The organism is Schaalia sp. JY-X169 (assembly GCF_014069575.1).
Lineage (GTDB): Bacteria > Actinomycetota > Actinomycetes > Actinomycetales > Actinomycetaceae > Scrofimicrobium.
In genome coordinates this window covers 824851-847773 of the sequence record NZ_CP059675.1, presented here as the reverse complement: position 1 = coordinate 847773, position 22923 = coordinate 824851, and the positions used below count along the sequence as shown (strand labels likewise).

Here is a 22923-nt window from a genome sequence, read left to right as displayed (position 1 = left end):
TCATAAGGGGCATCTTCGCGTAGGGGCGGGGACAAGGGCGCGGCCATTCCGGGCTACGAGGGAGGGTATTTTCATGTTGCAGAGAACCAACGAACTCGCGGTGTTGGGGCGCAGAGATGGCGACGGGCAGGGCGGTGACCAGCACGGCGATGTCGTTGTCGGTGCCGATGAGTTGGCTCGGCCGCGGTGGGCGGCCCGCAACGCAGCGATGATGCGGTACTACGACAACGAGTGGGGTGTCCCGGTGTGGCAGGACAAGCAGGTTTTTCGCGTCCTTTCGCTACTGATTCTTCAGGCGGGACTGTTCTGGGGTTCCGCTTTGGGTCGCGCGGAGGAGCTGGCGGACCTGTTGGGAGCTTTCGACCCGGCCACCCTGGCTCTGTTCTCAGATGAGGACGTGGAGGCGTTGCTAGCAAACCCGCGAATGATCCGTAATGGTCGGAAGGTGCGGGCAATCGTTCACAATGCGCGCACGCTCGAGAGTTCGAACCCGGGGCTTGCGAAATTGGTGTGGAGCTTCCAGCCGGAGAGAACACCGCGGCCCCAAGCCCTTGAAGAAGTTCCTGTTGAGTCACCGCAGTCATCTGCGCTGGCGCGGGAACTGAAATCGTTGGGCTTCGTCTACGTGGGTCCGCGAATCTGCTATTCCCTTTTCCAGTGCATCGGCATGGTCGACACCAACCTCGTCGGGACACACAGGCGTGGTGCTTCGGGGTTATGGGCCGAGGACGGAACGAGGTTGGCAGCGCGGACACCAGTAGACATGCCGCCGCCGGCTCGGGTCTGCTCCCAGTCGTGTGAAGCGGATAATCTCTCCGCACCGCAAGCACGGTCGACCGGCTCTGCCGTAGATGAATAGCCGCCTACCTGGACGCGTGTCACCCGTCGTTGTGCGTTCCACCCGGTTGCGGTTTGCGCGAATCAGGCGGGCCCCAAGCCGCATGAAATCCATCGCGTCAACAGTGTTCGAAGGTGTCGAGGGGTCAATCCGCATTAGGAAGCACATTTCGTTTGCGTATTCGTTCCCGAAACCGGCAACGTTGGACTGATCCAGCAGCGCAACGTGAATCGGGCGGGGGTCTGCTGCGATGTTCGCTGCGGCAACAAAGCATCCTTCGGCATCCCAGTGCGGCTTGAGCGGGTCAGGTCCGAGGTGGCCCACCACGGTGTGTTCATCGGCTGTTGGAAGTAGCCGGATCTGGGCGACTCGGAAGCCAACAGTCTGCGCAGATTCCGTCGCTAGAACAATGCGTGCCTGATGGGCGGGGCGCCTCCACCTGGCGCCCGGCTTATAAATGTGCCAAGTCCCGTCCATCAGCATGTGGGAGTGCAGGGACCACTGCCCAATCCGGACGAATATGTGCTTACCAAAGGGTTCCACAGACGTGACGCTTTCCCCTGCTAGGTCTGCCGTTGCCAAAGCGGAGGTGCGTATCTCAAACTGCGTGAGTGCTGCGCCCTGGAGTGCTTTCCCCAGCTGCGCAGCCACGCGATATGCGCTGTCGCCTTCTGGCATTCCTTCACTCCCCTCTCTTCCCTAGCTATTTTCACTTCTCCAGTTATCTTCTCTTCCGTCCTTCACTTCCTTGCTTCTCTCCCGTGGCTAATTTTGCAGCGCGCTACTAGTGGATCTTGCGACGCAACGTCACACCCCGTGGTACCTCTGAGAAACCGGCATCGATCAGGTCTTGAAACCACTCGCTCTCCCTGACAGGCTTGCCATTCACCTTCTCAATCGTGAACGTGGCTAGGTCTCCGCGACGAGTCGCAGCCACGAGTGCAGTGACCCCGGCTTCGCGTTCCGCATCCGAGGCAGTCCGTTCTGTAAGTGCAGTGCGACCACCTCTCTCTAGGTAGAGGACTGGCTTTCCATCAACTAGCGCCACTAGCGCGCCAGGATTGCGCTTGGGATCGCCACCCTCACCCAGTGTTTCAGGCCAGGTAAGTGCTGCCCCATACGGGTTCGCCGGGTCCGTAGCCGCGAGTGCTAGCCCAACCTGGCCACCACCCACAAGTTGCGCCTCTTCATCGCTTGCGCGCAACTGATCGACTGCTCCCGGCGCGGCAAACTGGGCGCCACCCAAGCCCTGCACGAAGTAACCGCGCCGGGCATTGCCCGCGACCTCAAAGTCTGTGTAGAGCCGGTATGCCTGAGCAAAACCTCCAGGGAACTGTTCTGTACGTACCGCACCTCTTGTCACGATGCCATAGCGTTCAAGCATCTCTACGGCCCACGCCGTCGCCACGCCATCGGTTGCGGGCCCGTCCACAGGTTCTTCAACCAGTGACCACCTCCCGCTCAGAGATGGCTCAACTTGCCCGATGTTTGTGCCGCGTTGCCCGGGTGTGCTTGCCCCGGCTCCCTGATGTAGCGAAAGATTTCGTCTTGTCAGAGACCTTCCGCGAGGACGAACCCGCTGAGTCTTCTGCGCAGCTCGCCCTCCCCTGCTCCGCGCGCGCAGTGCCTGGGTGGAGTCGGAGGTGACCAATCCGTCCCAAACCAGAGCCCAGACGGCATCGACAAGCGTGTTTGCAGAAGCTTCGAATCCTTTGGTGACCAACCCGTCTTGGAGCGCGCCGATAAACAGCGCGCCGCGTGACGCCAGCTCATCGAGGATCGCCTGCTCAAGGCCGGTGCGAGGGCGCTCTGGTCGAAGTGCTCCGTGCACCGGTTGACCCGAGGTGAAGAACTTTACCCACCCGTCTTTGGCCCCGATCGCGCCACTACCCACCCAAAATACTTCACCATTGGCAACGAGGGTATCGAGCAGCGCACCCTCGTAGTTTGCGACCCGCTCTGGCAGAACCAGGCTCTCCCAAGCTGATGCGGGCACTGGGATCCCACTCAACTGTTCAAGGGCGGCATACACTCCGTCAAAACCGTTCAAACGTCGGCCACAATACTGCCACTTCGCCAGAAAACGCGTGAACACCGCGGGTGAGACAGGCTCCACAGCACCGCGGAGCATTGCCAAAGAACGTGACCGTATCCGCTCAAGTACAGGCTTTGCCAACCATTGCACGTCCCCGGGCTGAATGGATCTGGCTCTAGCCAGTTCCTCGGGAAGGAAGAGACCGGAGCTCACTTGCGAGTGATCTTCCAGCTCCCGCAATGCCAGCATGACCGTCGCGGGAGCAATCCCAAACCGTGCGGCTATATCCTCACAGCGAAGGGGCCCATGGCTGTTCATGTGGCGCAAAACCAACTGCATAACTGGGTCCGAGGGCGCCTCAAGAAATGCGGCGGGAACTCCTGCCGGAAGCATCGCACCGCACGCTGCGACCAAGAGCCCTGCATCCTCGCTAGCAGCCAGATATTTGATACCTGCTAGGCGGGTTTCCAGAACTTTCCGTCCCGCGATGGCTTCACCCACGATCATGTCAGTGGATGCTGGACTGCCCTCGGGAGCGACCAAACGCTCCCTAACCTCTTCTGCGGTGAGCGGACCCAGTATGCGTAACAGGTCGACGAGTCCTTCTTCACCACGTGCTTGCCAACCATCCTTGGTTCGCTGCAGTTCCGCCTCAACTTCAATGATTGCGTCTGCTTCGAACAACTCGGCCAGAGGAACGTCTCCCAGCAGCTCACGAAGCACTTTCGGGTCGACGCTGAGGGCCGCGAGTCGGCGTTCCCCGATGGGCGTGTCCCCCTGGTACATGAACTCCCCGACATACCCGAAGAGCAGGGAGCGAGCGAAAGGTGACGGCACCTCCGTTTCAACTTCCACTACGGAAGTCACCCGCTGCGCGATGTCAGCCATGGTCTGTGTCAGCGCCCCGATGTCGTAAACATCCTGCAACACCTCACGCATCGCCTCAAGGATGATGGGAAAATCCGGGTACTTTGCAGCCACTTCAAGCAGTGATGAAGCGCGAAGACGCTGCTGCCATAGCGGAGAACGCTTCCCGGGTTGTGAGCTCCCAAGAATTAACGCCCTCGACGCGGCCTCCCGAAACCGGGCAGCAAAGATGGCGGAGTTTTCCACTTCCGACTGAACGATCGTCGCTACTTCATCGGGATCGAGCAAAAAGATCTCACCCGCTGTAGGAGCCCCCTCCAGGCGAACAGGTGGGTACGAGCCAGATGCAGATCCTGACGCGGGTGGTGAGCCCAGCGTTCCCTGTGCTTCCGATGCCGGGAACCAGCCCAAGTCTACGTCCGCTTCTGAGTCTGGCAGCCGGACGATAATGCCATCATTGCTGGGAATGGCCTTACCCTCTAGGCCCCACTGGTCGCGAAGGCGAGCATTGATCGCCAACGCCCACGGCCCGTGAACAGCCAACCCTAGCGGTGATTGCAGAATCAGGAGCCAGTCGCCGACGTCATCACGGGTTCGTTCCACAACCAGTGTGGTGGAGTCCGGTACGTAGCCGGTGGCTTCCCTCTGTTCTTTCACGTACGCCAGCGCATTCGCGGCCGCGAACTCATCGAATCCCACATCATGCAACGTGGAAGTCCCGTCACGTCTACCTGCATCGACAGACGCGAGATTTGCAGACATTTCTCCGAGAGCAACCCCAACCTCAACGGGTCGAACCGGTGAGTCTCCGTGCCAGAACGGCATCTTTGCTACAACGCCAAATGCGGGCTCAACCTCCACGGTGTCCTTTGTGATCCGGCGAACACGCCAGGGGGTAGTACCCAGAGTAAAAACCTCGCCAATGCGGGTTTCGTACACCATTTCCTCATCTAGCTCGCCAACCCTAGTTCCGCCCTCGTCCCCAGAGCCAACGACAACGCGGTAGAGCCCGCGGTCGGGAATGGTGCCCCCATTGGTGACCGCCAGTCTTTGCGCACCTGGCCGCGCTGTCAGAGTGTTGGACGTACGGTCCCAGTCAACACGCGCGCGAAGTGAAGCAAAATCGGTGGATGGGTATCGACCCGAAATGAGGTCGAGGACGGAAACGTAGGCCGACCTCGGCAGGTTCGCAAATGGGGCTGAGCGACGAACCGTCGTGAACCATTCGTCCACGCTCAACGGACCAAGTACTGTCTGTGCGATTGTCTGTTGAGCCAGCACATCAAGCGGGTTCGACAGGACCCTCAACGTTTCAATCTCTCCTTTGAGCATGCGTTGTGCTATCACTGCGGTTTCAAGCAGTTTTGAACGGTGGGTGGGATAAAAGACTGCGCGAGACGCGCCACCGACCTGGTGTCCCGAACGACCCATCCGTTGTAGCCCAGCGGAAACAGAAGGAGGGGGATCAATCTGCACCACCAAATCGACCTCGCCCATGTCGATGCCTAGCTCAAGGGAGGCCGTCGCCACGACGCACCGGAGCGTTCCTGACTTGAGATCTTCTTCAACCTGAGCCCGCGTCTCTTTGGAAACGGAGCCGTGGTGCGCGCGAGCAAGGACCGGCTGATCCTCCCCTTGGAGTTGATTCAGCCGAGCCGTCAGCCTCTCTGCCATTCTGCGTGAGTTCGTGAACACGATGGTGGACTGTGCTGCAAGAATCCTTTGGTACAGCGATTTCTCAATGGCGGGCCACATCGAACCCAGTCGATGCTCTTCCACGGACGTGTTGGCGTTGATCATTTCCGGCTCAACTATTGGTGGGTTCGACATGTCCTCCACAGGCACCTCAACAGTGATGTCAAACCTCTTGTTGGCTGGCGGTCGCACCACTTGCACAGGTGACCCTCCTGCCAGAAAACGCGCGACTTCTGCCGCAGGCTCGACGGTAGCTGACAGTCCAATCCGTTGCGCAGGTTGCGGAAGTAGAGAGTCGAGGCGCTCCAGTGACAGGGCAAGGTGGGCGCCCCTCTTGTTTCCAGCGAGGGCGTGAACCTCATCAACGATGACGGTATCGACTGACTTGAGGGTTTCTGCTGCCTTCCCGGTGAGCATCAAGTAGAGGGATTCGGGCGTGGTGATGAGGATGTCAGGGGGATGCACTGCCAGCCTGCGTCGCTCAGCAGGTGTCGTGTCCCCTGAGCGGACTCCGACAGTGATGTCAGGCGGAGGTCCACCCGCCGCGATGCTGGCTTGTCGGATTCCCACGAGCGGCGCGCGAAGGTTGCGTTCAACGTCCACGCCCAGGGCTTTGAGAGGGGAAATGTAAAGGACCCGCACCCCGGCGGAAGGCGCGGGTTCCGCACTCTTGTCCCGTGCCAGGCGGTCGATAGCCCACAGGAATGCAGCCAGCGTTTTTCCGGACCCAGTCGGTGCAATGACGAGGACGTTCGCGCCACTGCGGATTGCCTGCCACGCTTCAACTTGCGCTGGCGTGGGGGCGCTAAAAGCATTTTGAAACCACGACGACACAGACGTGGAGAAACCACCCATTGTTGGGGGCCTCTGCTGGCTTTCGACGTCTGGCACGTCCACTTGCCTGCCTGGTTCTGTCTTCATAGTCGAACTGTAGCTTCGACCTCCGACATTGCGATCAATCTCCTCTTTGGGCTTACGCAATGGAGGGTGGGCCGCCAATTGGCGAACCACCCTCCAAGGGACCTTTCCCGGTGTCCTAAGCTTCCCGGTGGTCGAACCTTTCCCTGAGTTTTAGCCCTTCACAGCGCCGGCGGTCAGACCACCGACAATGTACTTCTGTAGGAAGAGGAACAGCGTCAGGACAGGAATTGTCGCGATGATAGCGCCGGCAGCGAACTGACCCCAGTTTGCATCCAAGCGGCTGGCAACCCAGGAGTAGAGCCCAATCGCCACCGTCCAGTTCTGCTCTTGCTGCAGAATGACGCGAGCAATAACGAACTCCCCGAAGGTCGAGATGAATGACAGCAGTGCCACTACTGACAGAATCGGCGCACACAAACGCAAAATGATTTGCCAGTAGATCTGCCCGTGAGACAAACCATCAATCTTCGCTGCTTCATCCAGCTCTTTCGGAATCGTGTTGAAGAAGCCGTAGAGAAGGAAGGTGTTCACACCCAAAGCACCACCAAGGTAAACGGCGATTAGTGCCAACGTGGAGTTAACACCCAGGATTGGTACCACGTCACCCAAACTCATGAGCAACAAGAAGATAGCGACGAAAGCCAGCATCTGCGGGAACATCTGAATAATCAACAATGCAGTGAGCCCGAAACGACGCCCCGCGAAACGGAACCTAGAGAAGGCGTATGCAGCAGCTGCCGCCATCAACACGGTACCAATGGACACCGAAATGGCAATCACCAGTGAGTTGCCCATCCAATGCCAGAACATGGTGGAAGACAAATTACTGTAGTTAGCAAAATCAATCGTCTGGAACAGTTGATTCGACCCAGTCAGCGTTCCCCCCGGGTTGAGGGAAGCAGAAAGGATATAGATGATTGGCACCAACGCGTAGATAACGACCAGCACGCCCACGAGGTGGCGCCACCCATATTCCCGAATCCAGTGTCCGAACGTGTGCTTGTTCTGTACGGGCTGGTAATCCGTATCCGCTCCAGGAGCTTTTGTGGTTACCTGTGTAGCCATTTCACATCATCTCCTCAAGCTTGCGCGTTTGACGGAAAGCGATAGCAGAGATCGTACCGACAATCACGAAGATCAGAATCGAAAGCGCAGAAGCGAGTCCGAAGTCTTTCGTGGCGCCGCCATCGATACCCGACATCTTGTAAACCATGGTGATCAGAATGTCCGTGTGACCCAGAGGAACTGACGGATCCCCGAACGATGGACCACCACCTGTCAACATGTAGATCAACGTGAAGTTGTTGAAGTTGAAGGCAAATGACGAGATCAGCAGTGGAGCCGTTGCAATCAGAACCAGCGGCATCTTGATAGACCGCCACTGCCTCCATGCACTAGCCCCATCAATCTTTGCTGCCTCTGTGACGTCCTCGGGCACCGACTGCAAAGCGCCCGTCGCAATCAAGAACATGTACGGGAAGCCAAGCCAAAGGTTCACAAACAAAATCGCGAACTTGGCGAGCCACGGGTCTTGCAACCAAGGAATCTGCGCACCTCCCAGCAGGACCTGGTTGATGAACCCATACGACCGGTTGAACATGCCAGCAAAGATCAGCGCTGAAATGAACCCCGGGATTGCGTAGGGCAAGATCATCAGGGTCCTGTAGATCTTCTGGCCTCGGATCTTCTTATCAAAAGTGATCGCAAGGAACAGGCCAAGCAAGAATGTCAGTGCAACAGATAGGAACGATTGCGCAAAAGTCCACCACAGAACCTGGTAGAAGTATCCGGAGAACTTCGAGTCACCAAAGGCCTTCGTATAGTTCTCAAACCCAATGCCGACACGCCATCCAACAGAGAGCGTCTGCCCATCGGAAGACTCAAACTGGCCGCGACCGTTATCGGTATAGACAACTCCGGTATCAACGTTGGTCATGGTGCCCGCATCGGGGTCCCACTCCAGCATTGACCTTGCCACAAAACCCGTCGAGCCATCTGAGGTTCTAATTGCCCCCTCATTGACATCTTCACTAACAGGGACTCGTAGCGAAACGACCTCCTGCTGGTTCTGCACAACCTGATTCATGGTGAGGACTTCCCACCCGGGAACCTCAGTTATCTGGCCGTCAGAGACAACCGCATTTGGCTCAACATGCAACGGGTCTTCTGCCGTTCCAATTAGAACCTGGCCGTCCTCATACACCGCAAAACCCAACTCCCCACCATCCTGAATCACCTTCAGAGGGTACGTAGCGGAATCTGGAACCCTGTTCTCATTCTGCATAAGCAGAGCGGAAATAGCGGCGTTCTTAGTGGAGTTATGCCCATCCCCATAATTCGTGAATGAGACATACACGGTGTAAAAAATTGTGTAAATCTGGAAAACCAGAAGGAAGGCAAGGCCAGGCAGGATGTACTTCAGCGGAATCGTACGACCCGAGAAATACACCCAGTCAGCAAACAGGACCAGCGCCAACATTGCAGCAAAAATACCCCATGAGCTCTTCGTAAAACTCATGAATATAACGTAAACACCAAAGGCATTTACAAAAGCCATCAAGATCAGCTTCACAACAAAGCCCGGACCCCAACGGTTTACATCTGGATCTTTAGGTGGAAGGCGAAAGCGACTCTTCTTGGCAGTGCGAACTTCGTCCACTTCCAAGGCAGCCGCAGACTCCGACGTCTGGACAGTGCCCATATTTCCTCCGTAATTCAGCATCTTTACTGAATACTCATGGCCTTGATCAGGCAAAATTGACACTTAATCAAGTGGTGGGTTACATGAAAATGATAGTCGCAAAGGCATCATCTGGCTTGATGAACGCCAAAGCTTGGGCGTTGACAGTCAGCCCATGAGGAAGGCGCGGAAGGAAGCCCCTCCGCGCCTTCCAGCCAGAACTTCGACCAGCGGGCTGCCGTGGGCAGAGAGTCGCTGGGGCACAGGTGACTAGCCGATCTCTGCCTGAATGTCAGTGATCATCTTGGCCCATGCTTCAGCTGGGTCAACCGAACCGGCAATGATCTGAGCTTCGGTGCGGCCCCAAGGGGTCCACACTGCAGCCATCTCAGGGATTGACGGCATCGGCTGTGCATCAGCACCCGCTGCAATGAAGCCAGCGGTGATCGGGTCCTGCGCAGCAACTGCGGCAGCGGACTTCAGTGCTGGCGGGCGCCCACCGGCCTCGTACATGGCGATCTGTGCTTCTTCAGACGAAAGGTAGTTAGCCATGAAGTCGGTAGCAATCAGCGGGTTCTTCGACTGAGCGGAAAGGTAGAAGCCCTGGACGCCTGCGAACGGTGCTGCAGGCTGGCCACCAGCAGAAGGAATGGGGTCAATCGACAGCTCAACGTCACCGAAGGAATCGAGCATCCACGGGCCGCCGACTAGGAATGGCGATTCACCCTTGGCGAATGCGTCAACGACGATGTCGTAGGTGCGGTCCTGGTTGAAGACATCGGTTCCCTTGGGGCCGTTATCTGCCAGGAACTGTGCGAACTCGTCCCCACCGGTGGCGAGGTTCAGTTCATTCGAGAAGGAGCCGTCATCGTTCTGCTTGAACACGGTCGATCCGAAAGAGGACTGCAGCGGGTAGAAGGTGTAGGGGTCGCCCTCTTCACCATTCATCTGCACGAGGAACTTGTACTTGGTGCCGGCAGCATCTGCCGCAGCCATTGCGTCTTCCCAGGTAGCAGGCGCTTCCGGAGCGAGAGCAACGTTACGAATCAACGCAATGTTCTCAATGGCATAGGGTATGCCGTACACAGAACCATCGAAGGTGAATGCGGAAATCGCAGCATCCTCGAAGTCGCCAGCCTTGTCACCAAGTTCGATGGGTGCAACAACGCCGTTTGCGGTCAGTTCACCCAGCCAGTCGTGAGCACCGACCGTGATGTCAGGGCCCTTACCTGTTGGGACCTGTGCGGTGAAGTCTGCGCGGATGTCATCAAAGTTCTTCAAAACCAAGTTCACCTTGGTCCCAGTTGCTTCGGTGAACTGCTCAGCAGCCGCCGTCACAGCAGCTTCACGAGTCTCATCAACCCAAACGGTCAGTTCACCCTCGGTCGCCTCAACCGGTGCAGCATCGCCGCTCTGATCGGTCGACTCGGGTTCGGTAGTGGTGCCACCGGAGGAGCAGCCACCCAGCACAAGTGCAAGTGCCGCCGCGGTTGCGGCGCCGCCGGCAAATACGGATTTACGCATTAGTACTACTTTCAGATAGTTGTTTGTAGTCGTCCGAGGCCGCGCCGCACGCACCAATAGAGGACGAGGGCTCGGCTGGCGACTTCGCTAACACACCTAAAGTAGTAGACTTTCAGGCGATCCGCCGGTTGGACTTGTCAATTCTGCTACTTCGTAACCGAAACGAGACTTCTGCGATCACGCCGCGCTTCGTGCGAACACATCGGTGCTTTTGCGTTGCCGATTAACCGCCAGGCGCCCCTCCGCGAAGGAGGGGCGCCATCAACGACTACGGCTCTAGAGCGACTCGACCTCAGCCAAAACGCAGATATGCGGTTGGTGTTGCATAGATGGCACGTTGCGAGACACCAACACGGGGGTTACCCGCGTCGATCATGACTCCTGGTGACACGTAGATCCCTACATGAGAGCCGCCGCCCAGCACCACAATATCGCCGGCGCGCGGGGTGGTCACACGCTTCCCCTTTGCCAGCTGCTCGTAGGTGGTGCGCGGAATTGTGACTCCCATCTGACGGTAGACATACTGGGTCAACCCAGAGCAATCAAAGGCATTCGGTCCGGTTGCACCGTTGGCGTATCGTTTTCCTACCTGTTGCTTCGCAACGGATAACAATGTCTTCGTCGGTGCGGCTGGCTTCGGCACACAAGTTGTGGTGTAAGAGGCCTTACTGACAGCGCCGGTCCCACCCAGTATTACCTTTGTCTTAGCCGTGTTGCTCAAGGCTTCAACTGACTTGGGCCGGCAGGTAGGTGTTGTAAGCACAATTGGCGAAGCTGTTACCGTCGCAACCGAGACACCTGCCAGAGCGTCAGGGAAAGTGGTCCCCGTCGCAAACGTGACAGTTGCGGGACCTGTCCCATAGAACGCATTCGCCACCTTGACACTAGTTGCGTAGCGATCGGCACCTGAGTAGGTCGTTACACTGGTTGCGCCAGTAGCGGCCTTGATCTTTGCAACTTCAGTGCTGGACCACTGGCCCCCAACGATGCTCACAGACGAAGATTTGACGCGCTCAAGCGCAGCCTGGGCACTCGCGTTGATCTTGTTCGTGGACGTCAAGATGACGGGCGCACCCTGCTTGACAGCAGGAGCCCCAGCTACAACTCCGTCGGCAAAGTTCGCTCCAGTGGTGACAAAGGCAGGTGATCCTTCGGGGAAGCACTCGGCAATCTCCGCAGACGTCTCATACCTATCAGCACCAGCAAAACGCTTCACTGTCACTTCTTCTGCGGGACGTCCGGTAGCCTCAATGATCTGCTTCTCCACGGAAGTGGAGACCGCGCCCGTTCCCCCCGCTATGTAAATGTGTGTGGGATGCAAGCCTGCTATAACCTTCTTCGCAGACGCGTCCAGACCATTGGAATGGGCCAAGAGGAGTGGCCACCCCGAGTGCGCTGCCAATGCGCCAAGTGTCAAACCATCCGCAAAGTCGGTGCCGGTAGCAATGAACACCGCGCTTTCCTCACCAACAGAGACACTAGAGACCGTTGTCGCGATGTTTGACGCAGTCTCATACCGCGTCGCTCCCGAAATACGAGGCTCACTACCGCTCACAGAGCCCGAGAACACCCCCTGTGGAATTACCCCGCACGCGGACGTGTCCACCGGGATCGATTCCGACGAGGTCGGGGCGGGCGTGGTTAGCGTCCTGCTCACCTCCAGCTCGGGCGCTTCCACTTCCTCAGAGTCGGACTGAGAGAGGTCCTGTTCGGATTCAGTCACGGAACCACCTGGTTCCGTGGTTAGAGCGCCACCTGTTCCTGTCTGTACGTCATCGCTGACCTCAGGCACCGCAGCTGTCGAAGTACTTCCCGAAGGATCTTCCGAACTCTCAGACGATGGAGCCGCAAGCGCGGGCCCCGCAAACGCCAGAGTTGCTACGAGTGAGAGGATCCCTGCGGAGGTAACCGCGGTTGATTTCATTGCATGGTTGCTGGTCGTGCGAAGCACCCATATTCCTGACTGTCGACTACATTTCCCGGTGCGAACGCCCTCAACCAAATGAGTGTGCGCCTCACCAGCAATCAGCTAACACGGTTACATCCCGCCGCGCAGGGTTTTGTTGTGTGAGGCTCGAACTCCACCTTTGACATCGAGGAGGTCGGAGTTTCAACGCTCAAGTTCTAGTTGAACGTCATGCTTGGCGCTTCTTTTGGCTCTGTTAGGGGTTTTTTGGGGGTGCTCCCCCATGGTGCCCAGAGACCGTCCCCGGCTAGGCTGTACACATCAAACACGTGTCTTACCAACGAAAAGCAGGGAAAAATGAGTGAAGAGAACCCGGGCGAACGATTCTCACCCGACGATAAGGACGATGTCGTAGTGGATGAGACCGTCGCATTCACGCCTCTGGCAACACCCGAAGGTGTTGTCTACGCCGAGGAGTCGGTGGAGACGAATTTCACCCCTCCACCAGCGTCTGAAATTCCACCTTTTGGACAGAGTGTTCCTCCCCCTCCGCAGCAGGGAATGCCTACAGGGGCACCTTCTGGCCAACCCAACTCTCCCTATACGGAGGGCTACCAGCAGCCGGGCCAACCATTCAATCAGCCCTACCCCGGCCAAACCTATGAACAAGTACGCGTTGAAGAAGTGCCGTGGAGTACGAAGAGTAAGCTCGCTGCAGGTCTCTTTGGGATCCTGCTCGGTTCGTTCGGCGTACACAACTTCTATCTGGGTTACACGGGTAAGGGAATCGCACAGCTGCTAATAACTGTCTTGTCGTTTGGCCTGCTGTCCTGGGTGTCCGCGATTTGGGGTCTAGTAGAAGGAATACTAATTCTGTCGTCCGAGGTCGGAACCCAGTGGGACCTAGACGCAACTGGCCGACCGATGCAGCCAATCGGGCAAACCTCGATCTAGCACTCACAGCCTGACACAGTTGGGGGTCACTCAAACTCAAGTTTGAGTGACCCCCAACTGCATAATCGGAACCTCTAAATTGCGTAGTACAGATCAAACTCCATCGGGTGCGGACGTGTCCCAATTGAACGGATCTCTTCGCGCTTCAAGTCAACCCACATCTGCAGCAGATCGCTGGTGAAGACATCCCCAGCCAGTAAGTACTCGAAGTCATTCTCCAGAGCGTCGAGAGCCTCACCAAGGGAAGCGGGCACGGAGGCAATCTTCGCCTTCTCTTCGTCCGCAAGGTTATAGAGGTCCTTATCGATTGGCGCAGGCGGCTCGATTTGATTCTGGATTCCATCGATTCCAGCCAGGAGCATTGCGGAGAACGCGAGGTAGGGGTTCCCTGATGCGTCGGGACACCGGAACTCAACACGCTTCGCCCTCGGGTTCGTCCCCGTTATGGGAATGCGAATCGCTGCTGACCTATTGCCCTGGGAGTAAACCAACGAGGTCGGAGCCTCATAACCGGGGACAAGGCGGTGGTATGAGTTCACCGTCGGGTTCGTGAACGCAAGCAGGGACGACGCATGCTTCAGGAGCCCACCTATATACCAGCGGGCCATGTCCGATAGACCCGCATATCCGCCCTCGTCATAAAAGAGTGGTTTGCCGTTCTTCCAGATTGACTGGTGGACGTGCATGCCAGACCCGTTCTCTCCAAAGAGGGGCTTAGGCATGAACGTCGCACTCTTGCCAACCTGCCAGGCTGCGTTCTTGACCAGATACTTGAAAGTCATGGCATCATCCGCTGCTTTGAGGAGGGTGTCGAACTTCCAGTTGATCTCACTCTGCCCGGCCGTCCCCACCTCGTGGTGAGCACGCTCAACTTCCAACCCTGCGTTCTCCATGTGAACCACGATGTCGTCGCGAAGATCATCAAAGTGGTCGGTGGGAGCCACCGGGAAGTACCCTCCTTGGGAAGGTGTCTTATACCCTTGGTTCCCGCCCTCCTCCTCGCGTCCTGTGTTCCATGATGCGCCGTGTGAATCGAGGTGGAAGTAGGAAGATTGAGGCTTCGTCTCAAACCTGACGTCATCAAAAATGTAGAATTCTGCCTCAGGGGCGAAGTATGCGGTGTCGCCAATGCCTGTTGACATCAGGTACTTCTGCGCCTTCCTCGCGATTGCACGGGGATCACGCGAGTAGGGAGTACCTGTTTTTGGGTCGTGGACAAAGCACGCGATGTTGAGTGCCTTCACCTCACGGAACGGATCTACGTAGGCAGTTGCCGGATCGGGGAACAACACCATGTCCGATTCGTGAACCTCTTGAAACCCGGTGATTGACGACCCGTCGAAGTTGAGGCCCTCAGTGAAGACTTCCGGCCCAAAAGACTTCGCCGGAATAGTGAAGTGCTGCATCACGCCTGGGATATCGCAGAAACGCACGTCGATATTGCGCACTCCCTGGTCCTTGATGTATGCCAAGAGTACGTCCGCACCTTGCAGCATTCCGTGATCCTTTCGCTGGATTCAGCCCGCGTGTGCAGCGGCCACCGCCGGAGCTCCGAACACAACCCGCATTTCTGCGCCCTGCGGCGAAAAAAGTATAAGCGCACGAGCCCTAGCCAACGCACGGGCGTTCCAGGTTTCGGGTCACCCACGCTTGCCGGTAAGCGATCTCACGAAGTGACAGGGGTGGACACCGACCTAAGTCGGTGCCCACCCTCCTATGTCAACCATCCGGGACCTCGCTGCCCCGGCGGCAACTCCTTGCTTTAGGCCTCAGCCTTGTCGACAACCTTGGCCAGGGCCTTGGCTACACGATCTGCATCAGCTTCCACATCCTTGCCGAGGTATTCCTCATCAAGTCCAAGCTTGTCCAAGCCCTTGAGAACGTGTGAGGCTGCTGCCTTGGCGTCACGCTCCAGGTGCTTGGCAACACGCTTGATGACCTTGGCGATGTGCTTCTCTGCGTCGTCCTCGACCTTGACTGCGTGCTCTGCTGCGCGCTCAATGGCCTTGTCGCTTTCACCCTTCTCCTGCTTCTCAGCAAGAACAGCGTAGGCGTGGTCAACACGCTTGGCTTCGTGAAGGACTACCTTCTCCAAGTACTCGATGTGGTGCTTTGCGAATGCCGCATCGAGAGCAACTTCGCGCTCAACGCGCTTTACCTCGCGAGCCTCAGCCTTGTCCGTGTGCTCAACCTGCTTCTCAAGGCGAGCAACCTCATCTTCGTAGACCTTCGAAGCATGCTTCTCAGCGTCGACGACCTTCTTTTCCCACTCAGCAGCTTTTTCTGCCATTTTGAATCCTCCAAAAGTTGGTTCACAGCCCAGGTAGGCAAGTGGTAAGGGAGTACAAAAATCACTCCCACTAATCAACCCTACGACCAGAAGATCAAACTCGCTCGCTGAAATGTACGATCTTTCTCCAACTCGAACAATCCGGCAGATTCCGTATGAAAATACCCTCTGACGACATGGTTTCTAGAGCCCCACCGCATCCCTAACCGCGAGCTGCCTGCGCACCACGTCCGTGTTCGTCGACTGGGCAACCGGGCGGAGCACCATCAGATCCACGTTGACGTGTAACGGTACGTCGAGGCTCCAGCGAATTGCCTCCGCAATATCACTGGCAACTAGTGGCTCCTCAACTCCCGCATACACATCCTCAGCTGCCCGCGGATCTCCTAACCTCACCAGGGAGAACTCTTCGGTTTTCACCATGCCCGGAGCGATCTCCGTGACCCTGATCGGCTCGCCTGCCAACTCGAGGCGCAGCGTTGTGGCAATCTGCCGTTCTGCATGCTTCGCGGCGGCGTAACCACCCCCTCCCGGGTAGGTGCCGTGCGCTGCTGTGGAGGTCACAAAGACTAGTGACCCTCCCCCGTTCCTGCGAAGCAGTGGCAGGCACGCCGAAGTGAGCTTCAGGGTCGCCATCACATTTATGTCGAACATGCGCTTCCAACGCTCAGTGTCGGCCTCGTCGATCCGATCAACACCGAGGGCACCACCCGCAACATTCACCACCGCATCAAGCCCAGTGGATCCGGCAAACTCTGCGAGGGCCGCAACGTCCTCGTCCCTGGTTAGATCCGCTGTAAAGACTTCACATCCGGTCTCGTCAGCAAGGGTTTCGAGCCGGTCGGAGCGCCTGGCCGTCGCCACGACCTCCCACCCGTCGCCCACCAGGGCGCGCACCGTGGCGCGCCCAATCCCACTGGAAGCGCCAGATACCAGCGCGCGTCGCGGCGTCATGAACGCGCGGCCCGCTCTACCCCGTCGAGGGCGTCTGCGACCATTTGAAGACGCTCAGCAACCGTGCCCCCGGGATGCGCCCAACCCACCTTGACGCCCAACCAATGTGGAGCATTGTCTTCGCCCGCCGACCTGGTCGCACGAAGCGCATCCGCAACCCTCTCCTCAGTCAAGAGCGAGGTCGGGTCTCCCAGCGGGTGCTGTGGCGAACGCCGGAAAGCGTGGTGGGCATCAATCCAGGCGTATCCCGCCTCACCCTCACGATCTGCCGCGCCGGAGAAGATGATTCCATCCAGCAATCCACTGGCAGCGGCCTCGCCAACCTGGCCTGCAACCTGCTCCCCTCCGCGCAGCTCAATGGCGCACCGCCCCCAGTTCATGCTGATCTTGACCGGGGCCTCCGAAGAACGAATCGCCGCGATTTCGTCCTCGAGCCGGAGGAATCCCTTCTCCGGAGCCTGACCGGAGATGAACGCATCACAGTGCTCAACCAGAAGCTGCGCCCCCTCCCAGTCCCACGCGGCGACCTCGTCAAGGCTGGCGGCAAGCGCGTCAGCAGTTCCGGTTCCCCGCGGCGCTGAATGCAGCTCTACCGCAGACACCACCTGCCGTCCGACCTCATCATTGAAGCGTCGTACGTCACCAAGAAGTTTCTTCGTGGTAGCTAGCGCCTTGTTGCGCGCGTCCTCGTCGGGGGATGCCAAGCCGAGTTCGTCCGCCGTTGACATGACGTTCCCAATACCCGTCACGACAGCCGTGAACCGCGCGGGAAAGTGCGTCAGTATCCACTGGTCATCGTGGGGGTGAAGACGTCCAAGCCAGGGGATTTCGAGGGCGTTCACGCGTGGCATGGCCGCCAGTCCAGAGTAGAACTCCTCTTCGAGGTCGGGGTGCCAGGTGCCGTGGGCGGGGGATGCCGCGTAGGCACCCACAACGTAGGAGGTAGTTTTCGCGGTGGGGGCATGCTGCGTTGAGGAAGTGCTCATGGTGCAATTACACCACGCAATTGCAGGATCGAGCTGCCGCCCCCGGTTGATCACGTTGGAGAGCTCTACTCCCACTCGATGGTGGCCGGGGGCTTCGATGTCACATCAATGACCACACGGTTCACCTGCGGCACCTCATTCGTGATGCGGTTCGATATCTTCCGCACTACTTCGGCGGGTAGCTCGGTCCAGTCCGCCGTCATCGCATCCTCGCTAGAGACCGGACGCAGAACGATCGGGTGCCCATACGTGCGACCATCCCCCTGCACGCCAACCGACCGCACGTCAGCAAGCAGGACAACCGGGCACTGCCAGATTTCTTCGTCGAGGCCGGCTGCGGTGAGCTCCTGTCGGGCAATCGCATCCGCTTCCCGGAGGATCTCGAGCCGCTCCTCAGTCACTTCGCCAATGATGCGGATGCCGAGGCCGGGACCCGGGAATGGCTGTCGCGAGACAATCACTTCGGGGACCCCCAGCTCGCGTCCGACTGCCCGCACTTCGTCCTTGAATAGGGCCCGCAATGGCTCCACCAGCTCGAATGTCATATCTTCTGGTAGGCCTCCAACATTGTGGTGGGACTTGATGTTGGCCGTACCTGAACCGCCACCGGATTCGACAACGTCCGGGTAGAGGGTTCCCTGAACGAGATACCTGATCGGTTCAGAATCGACGTTTTGGCGCGACTCGGCAACGAGGTTTGCCGCGGCTTCCTCAAACACTCGGATGAACTCGCGGCCAATAATCTTGCGCTTTTCTTCAGGGTCCGTCACGCCCTCGAGGTGGCGTAGAAACTGCTCCCTCGCATCCACCGTGACCAGGCGGACCCCGATTGCCTTTACGTAATCCTCCTCAACCTGGCGGCGTTCGCCCTTGCGGAGCAGGCCGTGGTCGACGAAGACACAGGTGAGCTGCTCCCCCACAGCCCTCTGTACGAGGGCGGCGGCGACAGAGGAGTCGACCCCTCCAGACAGCCCACAAATTACTTGGGCGTCGCCAACTTGCTCGCGGATCCGTTCCACCTGCTCCTCAATGATGGAGTCGGGATTCCATTCGGGTGCGATTCCCGCGGCCTCATGCAGGAATGCTTCGAGGACGGCTTGACCCTGCTCAGAGTGCACCACCTCAGGGTGCCACTGCACGCCGTAGAGTCCCCGTTCCTCATCTGCGAATGCGGCCACGGGAGTGGCCTCAGAGGACGCAAGCACTTCAAAGCCTTCCGGAGCCTTACTGACCGAGTCTCCGTGGCTCATCCAAACAATCTGACTCCCGGGCTGCCCTTCGAAAACGGTCGAGGACGCGGCGGCCCCAGATAAGGTCAGCTGCGTCGAACCGTACTCACGCTTCCCCGTGCGGGCGACCTCACCACCTAACGCGGTTGCCATGGTTTGGAACCCGTAGCAAATCCCCAGCGTCGGAATGCCCAAGGAGAGGATCCCCGCGTCGAATGCCGGGGCGTCCTCGGCATACACGCTTGAAGGGCCACCGGAAAGGATAATTGCCAGGGGTCGCATGCGGGCGACCTCCGACGCGCTGATCGAATGCGGAACGATCTCGGAATACACACCCGCCTCGCGGACGCGCCTCGCGATAAGTTGCGCGTACTGGGCGCCGAAGTCAACGACAAGTACTGGTCGGACGGCAGTTGGAGAAGCCTGTTCGTTCACTCGCGCCAGTATAGTAGCCTGCGGAACGGCCGCGTTTTCGCGCGTGTCTGGCCGTACCTATTCGCGCCCAGCTTTGAGCACTCCGGAACGAACCGCCGCAACAACACCTCCATCGACCAGAAGGTCGGTGCCCGTCACGAATGAGGATTCCGCGCCAAGCAAGAAGGCCGCAGCCGCCGTGATCTCTGAGGATGTCCCCGTGCGCCCGATCGACGACGCGGCAACCATCGCGCGCATTGCGCCACCAGATTCTCCCTCCAATTCTTCGCGACCCATCGCCGTTGAAATAATGCCCGGGCTAATGCTGTTCAGCCGAGCTCCGCGATGGCCCCACGCCAAGCTCGCCGCTTGGACGCGCAACTGGTTGGCGCGCTTTGCGAGGGAGTAGGCGGCACCCGGGTCCTGGAACTGCGGCGCCTTCAGTATGGGAAGGTCCAGGAGTTCCTCCGTGGGGGTTCGCTCCAGAGCCAGCTCCACTTCGGGTGGCAGCTTCCCGGCCATGAATGTACCGGCCATTGATGCAATAACAATTCCCGCACCACCCTTGGCGATCACTTTGCCAAACTCATCCAGAGTGTGCGCAACGCCAAGCAGGTCAACGTGAAGGATTGCGTCGGCCGATGCCTGCGCCGGAGATAGCCCCGCAGTGTGAACTACCGACTTCACACGTCCGAGGGCATCTGCAGCCCTTGCGACCTCGGCTACCGACTCAGCGTTGGAGACATCAACCCTATGGGTGACGACCTCGAAGCATGGCGTTCTTGACACCCGCGCGAAGACCGCCCTGTTTTGTCAGTACGGTGGAAGCGTAGCGCATACCGGACAGTCATGTCCGGTAGTGATTGCTCGTGACGTCCTAGCCGTACAGCAGCGCATGGCAGATGGAGCGCTGTTGCGCGACCGTCAGTCAACCGATTCTCGGGACTTCGCGATAGCCTCTGCCAGAGAGCACTGCATCTTGCCGAGAAGACTCAGCATGGACGCGAGCTCCTTCTCACTGAGGCCGCGGGTCACACAGTCCTCGAGTTCCCGCCACGATGCTTCAACGTCCTCCCTTGCACCAAGGCTCGCAGGGGTCGCTTCGACTATAGTTGCGCGTCTGTCATGTTCACAGGGAACGCGACGCACAAACCCTCCGGCCTCGAGACGCTGGATTGTGCGGGTCATCGTTGCCGAATCTGTCCCAAGCATTTTGGCTAAGTCAGCCTGACGCTGCGGCCCTTCCACCCACAGGCGCATCATCACCAACTCTTGGGAAGGGTGCAGCCCCACCTTGCGAAGCAGGGTTCCCGCTAGGACGCGGTGGAGTCGCGCAACACCGATGATGGCGTGCGTCAGATTGCCCGAGTCGACAGCGCATCGCCATGGCACCCATGACGCGTTCACGCGCGACAGCCGAGGGCGCCCTCGCCACACCCCTGATGGCGGAGTACTATGCACAGCGCGCAGGTGCGGGACTGATCATCACCGAGGGAATCCAGCCCTCTGCGGTTGGACAGGGCTACACGAACACGCCGGGTCTTCACTCAGCCGAGCAGGTTGAAGCGTGGAAGCAGGTGACAACCGCTGTTCACGAGGCCGGGGGCGTTATTTTTGCTCAGCTCATGCACGCGGGTCGCATTGGTCACCGCGCAACTCTTCCCGAAGGGATGGTCCCCCAGGGTCCGTCGGCTGTGCAGCCTCAAGGCAAGATCTTCACCCCTCAGGGACTACAGGAGTTTGAGGCTCCCCATGAGCTAACTGAGGCGGAGATACAGTCGACAATTGCCGACTTCACCCACGCCGCCAAGAATGCCATTGCCGCCGGGTTCGACGGTGTGGAAATCCACGGCGCCAACGGCTACATCATCCAGCAGTTCCTCTCCGTGAACGCGAACCAGCGCACCGACAGGTGGGGAGGATCTGCAGAGAACCGCCGTCGCTTCGCCCTCGAAGTTGCTCGGGCCGTGGCCAGCGAGATCGGGGCGGAGAAGACCGGGATCCGCCTCTCCCCCAGCTCAACCATCAACGATATTGTTGACGACCCCGACACTGCCGCGACATATGTGCCTCTTGTGGAGCAACTGGGGGAGCTCGACCTCGCCTACCTCCACATTGGCGAGCAGTCAGAACGCGACCTCACCCTGGAGCTGCGCAAGGCTTGGCCCAACACTTTTATCTTGAACCCGCGCACCGGGTTCGGAAACCCAACCGGCCCGGACGCCCTCGAACTGATCGAGGACGGGACAGCCGACATGATTTCCTTCGGTGCACTCTTTATTGCCAATCCCGACCTGCCCGTCCGACTCCGTTCTGGCGGTCCCTTCAACACTCCGATTCCCAGCGCCTTCTACGGTGGCGGGGCCGAGGGGTACACCGACTACACGATGCTGGCATAGAGCCAAGTCCTCTATCATTTGCCCAAGAGGCAATCTAGGGAACGGTCGAGGACGCAATGACGCACAACATTATCTTGGATGTCGACACTGGAATCGATGACGCGATGGCCATCATGTTCGCCGCGCGCCATCCACAGGTCGCCATCAAGGCAATCTCCTGTGTGGCTGGGAACACCTCTGTTGATCGAGTTGGTGAGAACACGCTACGCGTCCTCGACCTCATCCACGCACCCGATATCCCCGTTGCGATCGGCGCGCGCCGCCCCCTGATTGAAGAGGCACGTTCCGCGTCCGAGGTTCACGGAGAGTCGGGGCTAGGGAGCGTGAGTCTGCCACCCTCGCGGCGGAAACTGGACGATCGTGGCGCTATCGAGCTGTTGCGCTCCACTCTGATGAGTTCAGATCAGCCCATATCGATCGTCGCCCTCGCCCCCCAAACTAACATTGCCCTGCTGCTGCGAACCTATCCCGAGGTGGTGGACCATATCGAGCGGATCGTGTTCATGGGCGGCGCGGTCGGCATTGGCAATGCAACTGCGGCAGCAGAGTTCAACGTGTGGCACGACCCCGAGGCGGCCCACATCGTCCTTAACGCCGGTGTTCCGCTCACGATGTACGGGCTGGACGTCTTCTTCCAGGTTCGCGCAAGTGACAAGCAGATTGAAGACTTGCAGCAAAGCGGCGATCCTGTCGCTCATGCCCTGGGTGAACTGCTTGGCTTTGAGGCAGTAGATGAGGCAACCGGGCAGCCGTGGTCAAACCCAATCATTGGTGACGCGGGAGCCGTGTGCGCTCTGGTTGCTCCGGAGTTATTCACGTTCGAAACCCACCCCACCCAGGTGGAACTAGCACCGGGAATCGGAAGGGGTCAAACGCTGGTCGATCGTCGAGCGGTCCAAGTTGACCACGATCGGGAGCCCTGGCCAGACGTGCAGATCACGGTTGGTTGCAGACCTGAAGACGTCCTCGAGCTCTTCCTCGGAACTGTCCTCCACCGCCCCTGACGAAATCAGAAAGCCGGGAAGCACTCGCCGCGCTCGAGGACCCGTAGATTGTGTCGGCCGCATTCCTGGCTCTACGTTGTCCTTGTGTCAGCAGAACTACATCCGCCCAGTGCGGCTGAGACCAGAAACGCTGGCACAAGTAGTGTTTTCTTCGACATGGCAATCCTCCATGGGCTTCGTTCTCAGGGTTACACCTTCGACGATATGCGCGCGAAGACGTGGCAAAC

At 58.7% G+C, this 22923-nt stretch carries 16 protein-coding genes and 1 pseudogene; 4 read left to right on the top strand and 13 right to left on the bottom strand.

Features of this window, described 5'->3' with window-relative positions; genetic code table 11:
* Positions 1–73 precede the first annotated feature (73 nt).
* Positions 74–859 carry a DNA-3-methyladenine glycosylase I gene (locus tag H2O65_RS10465; protein WP_259349577.1) on the top strand — a complete coding sequence of 262 codons (786 nt, stop codon included), beginning with the start codon at positions 74–76 and terminating at the stop codon, positions 857–859.
* Positions 860–907: 48 nt separating this feature from the next.
* Here the strand turns inward: H2O65_RS10465 and H2O65_RS10650 are convergent.
* The 6 genes and pseudogenes from H2O65_RS10650 to H2O65_RS03695 all read right to left on the bottom strand — a co-directional run.
* Positions 908–1516 (bottom strand): annotated as a pseudogene (locus H2O65_RS10650) (DNA-formamidopyrimidine glycosylase family protein); the annotation flags it as partial.
* Positions 1517–1622: 106 nt separating this feature from the next.
* Positions 1623–6356 carry a DEAD/DEAH box helicase gene (locus H2O65_RS03715; RefSeq protein WP_220458783.1) on the bottom strand — a complete coding sequence of 1578 codons (4734 nt, stop codon included), beginning with the start codon at positions 6354–6356 and terminating at the stop codon, positions 1623–1625.
* A gap of 150 nt (positions 6357–6506) precedes the next feature.
* Complete coding sequence (locus H2O65_RS03710) at positions 6507–7421, bottom strand: sugar ABC transporter permease (protein ID WP_182142302.1); 915 nt, start codon at positions 7419–7421, stop codon at positions 6507–6509.
* 1 nt (position 7422) lies between these two features.
* A complete protein-coding gene (locus tag H2O65_RS03705) occupies positions 7423–9057 on the bottom strand; it encodes an ABC transporter permease subunit (RefSeq protein ID WP_182142299.1) in 1635 nt (544 codons plus the stop codon).
* A 249-nt stretch (positions 9058–9306) separates the two neighbouring features.
* Entirely contained in the window at positions 9307–10560 is a 1254-nt protein-coding gene (locus H2O65_RS03700) for a maltose ABC transporter substrate-binding protein (RefSeq protein WP_182142297.1), read from the bottom strand.
* A gap of 292 nt (positions 10561–10852) precedes the next feature.
* Entirely contained in the window at positions 10853–12484 is a 1632-nt protein-coding gene (locus H2O65_RS03695) for a cell wall-binding repeat-containing protein (protein WP_182142295.1), read from the bottom strand.
* A gap of 339 nt (positions 12485–12823) precedes the next feature.
* Between H2O65_RS03695 and H2O65_RS03690 the strand changes: the two genes are divergently transcribed.
* Positions 12824–13420 carry a TM2 domain-containing protein gene (locus H2O65_RS03690; RefSeq protein WP_182142294.1) on the top strand — a complete coding sequence of 199 codons (597 nt, stop codon included), beginning with the start codon at positions 12824–12826 and terminating at the stop codon, positions 13418–13420.
* A 74-nt stretch (positions 13421–13494) separates the two neighbouring features.
* Here H2O65_RS03690 and glnA read toward each other — a convergent pair whose 3' ends face one another.
* From glnA to H2O65_RS03655, 7 genes are all read right to left on the bottom strand, one after another.
* Positions 13495–14916: a type I glutamate--ammonia ligase gene (glnA, locus tag H2O65_RS03685; protein WP_182142292.1), complete on the bottom strand. Its 1422-nt coding sequence runs from the start codon at positions 14914–14916 to the stop codon at positions 13495–13497.
* Between the two features lie 266 nt (positions 14917–15182).
* Positions 15183–15710 (bottom strand): hypothetical protein, encoded by a 528-nt coding sequence (locus H2O65_RS03680; protein WP_182142290.1) that lies wholly within the window; start codon positions 15708–15710, stop codon positions 15183–15185.
* A 183-nt stretch (positions 15711–15893) separates the two neighbouring features.
* Positions 15894–16664: an SDR family oxidoreductase gene (locus tag H2O65_RS03675; RefSeq protein ID WP_182142288.1), complete on the bottom strand. Its 771-nt coding sequence runs from the start codon at positions 16662–16664 to the stop codon at positions 15894–15896.
* Positions 16661–17650, bottom strand: coding sequence for a DUF4862 family protein (locus H2O65_RS03670; RefSeq protein WP_182142287.1), 990 nt, complete (start codon positions 17648–17650; stop codon positions 16661–16663). The genes H2O65_RS03675 and H2O65_RS03670 overlap by 4 nt, the downstream gene beginning before the upstream one ends.
* A 65-nt stretch (positions 17651–17715) precedes the next feature.
* Positions 17716–19314: a glutamine-hydrolyzing GMP synthase gene (gene guaA, locus H2O65_RS03665; RefSeq protein ID WP_182142285.1), complete on the bottom strand. Its 1599-nt coding sequence runs from the start codon at positions 19312–19314 to the stop codon at positions 17716–17718.
* Positions 19315–19371: 57 nt separating this feature from the next.
* Entirely contained in the window at positions 19372–20082 is a 711-nt protein-coding gene (locus tag H2O65_RS03660; RefSeq protein ID WP_182142283.1) for an SDR family oxidoreductase, read from the bottom strand.
* Positions 20083–20217: 135 nt separating this feature from the next.
* A complete protein-coding gene (locus H2O65_RS03655; RefSeq protein ID WP_220458782.1) occupies positions 20218–20700 on the bottom strand; it encodes a MarR family winged helix-turn-helix transcriptional regulator in 483 nt (160 codons plus the stop codon).
* On the opposite strand from H2O65_RS03655, the gene H2O65_RS03650 reads away from it, so the two are divergent.
* Both H2O65_RS03650 and H2O65_RS03645 read left to right on the top strand, forming a co-directional pair.
* Complete coding sequence (locus H2O65_RS03650) at positions 20688–21692, top strand: alkene reductase (RefSeq protein WP_220458781.1); 1005 nt, start codon at positions 20688–20690, stop codon at positions 21690–21692. The genes H2O65_RS03655 and H2O65_RS03650 overlap by 13 nt on opposite strands.
* Before the next feature lie 56 nt (positions 21693–21748).
* Positions 21749–22696 (top strand): nucleoside hydrolase, encoded by a 948-nt coding sequence (locus tag H2O65_RS03645; RefSeq protein WP_182142279.1) that lies wholly within the window; start codon positions 21749–21751, stop codon positions 22694–22696.
* The last annotated feature ends 227 nt before the right edge of the window (positions 22697–22923 follow it).